This window comes from Idiomarina sp. UBA4206 (assembly GCF_002383015.1).
Taxonomy (GTDB): Bacteria; Pseudomonadota; Gammaproteobacteria; order Enterobacterales; family Alteromonadaceae; genus Idiomarina; species Idiomarina abyssalis.
The window spans coordinates 68,965-73,964 of the sequence record NZ_DFTS01000037.1; the positions used below are offsets into that span (position 1 = coordinate 68,965).

Sequence of the window (5,000 nt, forward strand, 5' to 3'; positions counted from 1 at the left end):
TGAGCGTTTTTTCTACTGCTTTAGGTTTGCCACTGCTACCGGAGGTGAAAAAGGTCAGAGGGGAGTCTAAGTCACCTTTTAAGATCAAAGAAGGCGCATCAGAACGCCCTTTGGAGGGTAATTCTTCCGGTACTCTGAATGCATACTGAGATGATAGCTCTGACAGGGTCGCAGGCTTATCATTAGCTGGCAGAATAATTCGCTTTTTACTCTCTAGCAGCGCGAAGAACCAAACACTAAAACGATACCAGTCACGCTGATAAAGTAACGTATCGCCTTTCTGCTCATTAAGCCAATGAGTAGCGGCAGCCACATCCTGAAGCCAGGTTGACACACTAATGGGTTTGCCGTTAATTGAGGCTAGTTTTGCATCCGGGCGCCGCCATTGCAGCTCCCATTGCTCAGTGCTTGTTTTTAACAACACGCCGCACACTCCACTCAACCACAAAAAGTAACCCAATTAGCACGTAGGATATAAAACCGTTGTATAGCGTCCAAAGCTCAATGTCACCATGAACTGCCGTCGCCAGCGCAATAGCACCATTCATAAGGAAAAATACGGCCCAGACCATGGTCACTTTTTCAGTGTAAGCAACGGCCTTCTCAGACAATGAGCCTTCCATCAGCGTCGCTAAGCGGGTTATTACCGACGGTTTGCGCCATAAGGACCCAACAAAAACCAGAAGCAATGCCGCATTCATCCAGACCGGATAGAACAACACACCTGTCAGCTGGTCAGCAAAAATAGCCGTTACTGAAACGACCAATAACACGGCCATTGAAAGCCAGCTTCTGGGATGACCAATACCCTGGGCAACAATGCTTAAACTCAGCAAGGTAATCAGTGCCAGTAGCAGCCAGTTTGTCAGGCCGTTCTGCGCAAACCACCAAACCATCAGAGGGTAGGCAATCAGTAAGCCACTGATTAATAAACGCAGAGCGGTTTTCATTAATTGCTGTGAACGAGTTTATAAACTTCTTCGACAACATCCTCGACAGTACGCACCGCTTTAAACGCATCCGGGCTGATTTTTTTACCAGTGATTTCGCGTAATTTAACCACTAAATCTACCGCATCAATCGAATCAAGATCCAAGTCCTGATACAGGTTTGCGTCTAAAGAAATATCATCAGATTCTATCTCGAAGTCTTCTTCAAGAATTTGAACTAATCGCGCATACACTTCGTCTTTCGTTTTCATCGTTCCCTCGTTTATTCGCCGCGATTATTAGCGACAAAGTCCGCTAACGTATCAACACTGTAAAAGTGCTTTTTTGTTTCCGCTGAGTTTGCATCCAGCTTTACGTCGTACTTCTTCTTTATTGCCAAACCCAGTTCCAATGCGTCAATGGAATCGAGGTTCAGGCCATCGTCATCGTCTCCGAATAACGCGGCTGAATCATTGATATCTGATACCTCAACATCCTCAAGATCCAGCGACTCGATAATCAAGGCTTTGATCTCTTGCTTCAGGTTTTCCGTCATCTTCTAACACCTTTTCATAGTAATTCTGTAAGTCGCGAGTCAGTTGACGCGCGGCAATGCTAAGCTTTTCAGCATTGCAGTATACGGCTGAATCTATTTCGCCCAAATAATGCACCGACAAGGTCGGCTTTTGTTGCGGTGCACAGTACCAGGCCTCATTTTTAATCAAAGTTACAGGTACGCAATCCACGCGTAGTGCCGTAATTTTAGCCCGTGTACGCAACGCCAAATGCGCTGCGCCACGTTGGAACTTGACCGCTTCTCCGGGTGTCGTCCGCGTACCTTCAGGAAATATAATGAGGTTATTCCCCTGCGCCAGCGAGCGCTCACAGTCGTTGACCAAATCTTCCGGATCGTCATTGCTTAAATAACCCGTTGAACGGATAACGCCCCGCATAAAGGGGTTCTTCCACAGGTGTGACTTAACCACACAGTCTGGATTCGGCACAAAAGAAATCAATGCCACGACATCAATTAAGGAGGGGTGATTCGCAATAATGACATGACCCCGAACGCTTCGTAGCTTCTCAATTGCCTTAAAGTCAAAGTTGAACACCCCGGTCCACTTCATTACGCCGATAAACCACTTAAACGTGAGTTGCACTAACCGCCGGGCCTGGGCCTGGCGCTGCTGTTCATTTCCGTTAGATAGTAAGGCGAGCAAAGGCAACGCAGTCACCGACAGCAACAGGCCACCTAAGCCAAAAATGGCAAAGCAAAGCCCTGTGGCGAAACGTCGCCAGGTGCGATTAATGACCTGCCAGAGACTAAGCAACATGCCAGCTCCACCTTACCCCGTTATAGTCTTTAACCACCTTATCGCCGCCGGCATCCAATATTTTCTGCACGCTGTTAGCAACTGACCAGACGTCTTCCTGTAATTGACTTTCTTTTCCAACCCGACGATCCAAAATCAATTCTTGTCCGTTTTTTCTATGGAGTAAAACCGCATGAGAAAAACCGGTTACCGGCGATTTAACCTGCCCGGAGTACACCGCAGGAGGCACTTCATCAGCATACAACAGCAATACCTGCTCAGCTTCGCTTTGTAGCTGGCTTAACGCCTCTAACCACCCTAAAGGGTAGGTTTGCTCACCCGCCGACAAGGTTGTCATAGACTGCCTGTTGTCAGCGGCCATGCTGTACTGCCCCAATACGGCATTATTCACCGAAAGCGCAAACTGGGTTGGCGACAAAATTTCCCCCCGCACCAGTTCCCGCAGTAACTTCTCGGTGCGGTGTAAGTCGCCATGCCGCGTTGCCAATACCACCGGCGTCTCTTGCAACTGAGGGTGTCTTTCACTCAATTCCAGCATGGCAGTTATCAGCACTTTCGCATACGAGCTCAGCCGCCGTCGGGTCGAAGCCGGAATTTGCTTCAGCCGTTCACGACATTCGGTCTGGACTAATGTACTATCAGCTACAAAGGCTCGCATAGGGTTTGGACAGATACTCAAAAAAGAAGCGGAATAGTACAGAATCTCACTCTACATTTCAAAAATATAACAGCGCATATGGTTATCGGATATAGGCTCTACAACGACACCGCATCACCCCGGCAAGTGTCGGAAGCAACACGGGACTTACTGATACAGCTTGTCAGAAAGTACTGGCCGGTTTCCGGGCCGGTTCACGTCACTATAGACAAAACGCCTTCCGGTGCCCCACTACTGAGCGTAAACGATCAGCCCGTTTATTGCTCACTTTCTCATAAATCGGGATTCATCGCCGCCGCCTACTCAACAAACTGTAGTATCGGCATAGACGTTGAGAACTTGCGTACCAGCAAAAACTACCAACGCATTCGTGACTATTATAAAGATGGATTTCTAACAGGTAGCTCTTTGACTAAGCAAGCATTTTTCCGACAGTGGACCTTAGCCGAAGCGGTAGCCAAAGCCTCAGGTGACCCCTTGCTTAAGGTTCTGGAGCAGCCACTTGAAAAGCAGCAACACGCGGCAAAATACTTCCGGCTAAACTCTTTTTTGCTGTGTGGTTACCAGGCAGTGACAGCGGATAAAGTCAGTGATATCTCACTGTATCAGCTCGACAGCGATAACCAGTGGCAGTAGTCCCGGGCTATAACACTCAAATCCGACTCTGCTCGCCAGTTTAGCTCTCTATGGGCTTTGTCTACCTCGGCGTAGCAACTCTCTACGTCGCCCTGCCGCCTGCCTGAAAACTGAACCGGGATGGTGCGCCCGCTCGCCTTTTCAAAGGCACGTATAACCTCAAGCACCGACTCGCCTTTGCCCGTTCCCAGATTAAAAACCTGATGCCCGGTTTGTGCAAACCCCACTTCCAGTGCAGCAACATGGCCTTTTGCAATATCACAGACATGAATGTAATCGCGTATCGCTGTGCCGTCATCGGTCAAATAGTCATGGCCGTAAACATGAACTGAATCGGCTTTGCCAGTAATGACATCACCAATAGCCGGAACCAGGTTTGCCGCTGGCTTAAGCGGTTGTTCGCCGAGGCCCCCAGAAGGATGGGCTCCCGCCGGGTTAAAATAACGCAAACTGACCGCAGAAAAATTGGCATTGCTGTTACAGTAATGACTTAAATCGCATTCAGACTGAAATTTAGTCTCGCCATACGGGTTAGTGACGTCTCCCGCTGGGGCCGATTCAGGAATTGGTACTGTTGACGGGTTTCCATATACGACAGCAGAAGACGAAAACACTAGCCGGGTAACAGAAAATGCTTTCATTACCGATAGCAGTTTACGCGTACCGTCCACATTAGTCGTAAAATACTGGTCTCTTAACTGATAACTTTCCTGGGGATTCTTTAGCGCCGCAAAATGGATAACGCCATCAATAGAGTACTGCCGAAAGACACCGGTTAATGCGTCGATGTCGCAAATATCGACTTGATGAAAGTCCGGCCGCTTGCCTGTAACCTTCTGTATTTTATCAATGACCGACGCGCTGCTGTTGCTCAGGTTATCAACAACAACCACTTGGTAACCGTTGAGTATTAACTCAACCACGGTATGCGAGCCAATAAAACCGCAGCCTCCGGTAACCAGTATCCGTTTATTCATAGATCTTGCGCCCAGCAACGTTAGCGTCACTAAAAGTCAAAGGGCCGAAATAGTATCGGCTGACTTTTACTAAAGCAACTGAAACTCGTAAACAACAGGCCTGTAGGGGAAAGTCGACGAGAGAAAAAAGACATTGTTGTTATCGTTTATTACGCAAGTTATTTAAAGTTAGACTAAACGTAAAGAGAACAATTACCGTAAAAACAACTATAACTCACTTCTGGTGGACTGATTTGCTTATGAATAAAGGCAAAAACTGGCTTATACACACACTGGGCTTTCTCGGGCTAATCCCCTTTTTAGCATCGTCTCTTGCTGCATTAATGGGGACGGGCGCATTTTGGGGCATACAACCGCTGGAGTTCTTAATCACCTACGGCGCTATTATATTAACCTTTTTAGGTGGCACCTTATGGGGGCGTGCTTTGCACCGTGCTGAAAGCGAAAAAACCGCAGGCTTACTACT

The 5,000-nt window shown here is 47.9% G+C and carries 8 protein-coding genes and 1 pseudogene; 2 read left to right on the plus strand and 7 right to left on the minus strand.

All coding sequences use genetic code 11. The annotated features are described in order from the left end of the window. The 6 genes and pseudogenes from B3180_RS07875 to B3180_RS07900 all read right to left on the minus strand — a co-directional run. Positions 1-424 (minus strand): annotated as a pseudogene (locus B3180_RS07875) (acyl-CoA synthetase); the annotation flags it as partial. Beyond that, positions 402-950, minus strand: coding sequence for a hypothetical protein (locus B3180_RS07880; protein ID WP_278358568.1), 549 nt, complete (start codon positions 948-950; stop codon positions 402-404). The gene B3180_RS07880 and the pseudogene B3180_RS07875, both read right to left, overlap by 23 nt. After that, positions 950-1,201 (minus strand): acyl carrier protein, encoded by a 252-nt coding sequence (locus B3180_RS07885; RefSeq protein WP_054488780.1) that lies wholly within the window; start codon positions 1,199-1,201, stop codon positions 950-952. Before B3180_RS07885 ends, B3180_RS07880 begins: the two co-directional genes overlap by 1 nt. A gap of 11 nt (positions 1,202-1,212) precedes the next feature. Then, a complete protein-coding gene (locus B3180_RS07890; protein WP_054488782.1) occupies positions 1,213-1,485 on the minus strand; it encodes a phosphopantetheine-binding protein in 273 nt (90 codons plus the stop codon). Next, positions 1,427-2,263 carry a lysophospholipid acyltransferase family protein gene (locus B3180_RS07895; protein WP_278358567.1) on the minus strand — a complete coding sequence of 279 codons (837 nt, stop codon included), beginning with the start codon at positions 2,261-2,263 and terminating at the stop codon, positions 1,427-1,429. The genes B3180_RS07890 and B3180_RS07895 overlap by 59 nt, the downstream gene beginning before the upstream one ends. Beyond that, positions 2,253-2,921, minus strand: a complete 669-nt coding sequence (locus tag B3180_RS07900; RefSeq protein ID WP_054488787.1) for a beta-ketoacyl synthase chain length factor — start codon at positions 2,919-2,921, stop codon at positions 2,253-2,255. Before B3180_RS07900 ends, B3180_RS07895 begins: the two co-directional genes overlap by 11 nt. A gap of 78 nt (positions 2,922-2,999) precedes the next feature. Between B3180_RS07900 and B3180_RS07905 the strand changes: the two genes are divergently transcribed. Then, entirely contained in the window at positions 3,000-3,557 is a 558-nt protein-coding gene (locus B3180_RS07905; RefSeq protein ID WP_054488789.1) for a 4'-phosphopantetheinyl transferase family protein, read from the plus strand. Here B3180_RS07905 and galE read toward each other — a convergent pair. Continuing rightward, positions 3,527-4,534, minus strand: a complete 1,008-nt coding sequence (galE, locus tag B3180_RS07910) for a UDP-glucose 4-epimerase GalE (RefSeq protein ID WP_199493981.1) — start codon at positions 4,532-4,534, stop codon at positions 3,527-3,529. The two genes, B3180_RS07905 and galE, sit on opposite strands and share 31 nt — an antisense overlap. Before the next feature lie 239 nt (positions 4,535-4,773). Between galE and B3180_RS07915 the strand changes: the two genes are divergently transcribed. Further along, positions 4,774-5,000, plus strand: a 227-nt coding sequence (locus tag B3180_RS07915; RefSeq protein ID WP_286843897.1) for a DUF3429 domain-containing protein, incomplete at its 3' end; no start/stop codon positions are given.

Coding starts and splice junctions, on each gene's coding strand:
- B3180_RS07880 (WP_278358568.1), bottom strand. CDS start 950: ATGAAAACCGCTCTGCGTTTATTAATCAGTGGCTTACTGATTGCCTAC.
- B3180_RS07885 (WP_054488780.1), bottom strand. CDS start 1,201: ATGAAAACGAAAGACGAAGTGTATGCGCGATTAGTTCAAATTCTTGAA.
- B3180_RS07890 (WP_054488782.1), bottom strand. CDS start 1,485: ATGACGGAAAACCTGAAGCAAGAGATCAAAGCCTTGATTATCGAGTCG.
- B3180_RS07895 (WP_278358567.1), bottom strand. CDS start 2,263: ATGTTGCTTAGTCTCTGGCAGGTCATTAATCGCACCTGGCGACGTTTC.
- B3180_RS07900 (WP_054488787.1), bottom strand. CDS start 2,921: ATGCGAGCCTTTGTAGCTGATAGTACATTAGTCCAGACCGAATGTCGT.
- B3180_RS07905 (WP_054488789.1), top strand. CDS start 3,000: ATGGTTATCGGATATAGGCTCTACAACGACACCGCATCACCCCGGCAA.
- galE (WP_199493981.1), bottom strand. CDS start 4,534: ATGAATAAACGGATACTGGTTACCGGAGGCTGCGGTTTTATTGGCTCG.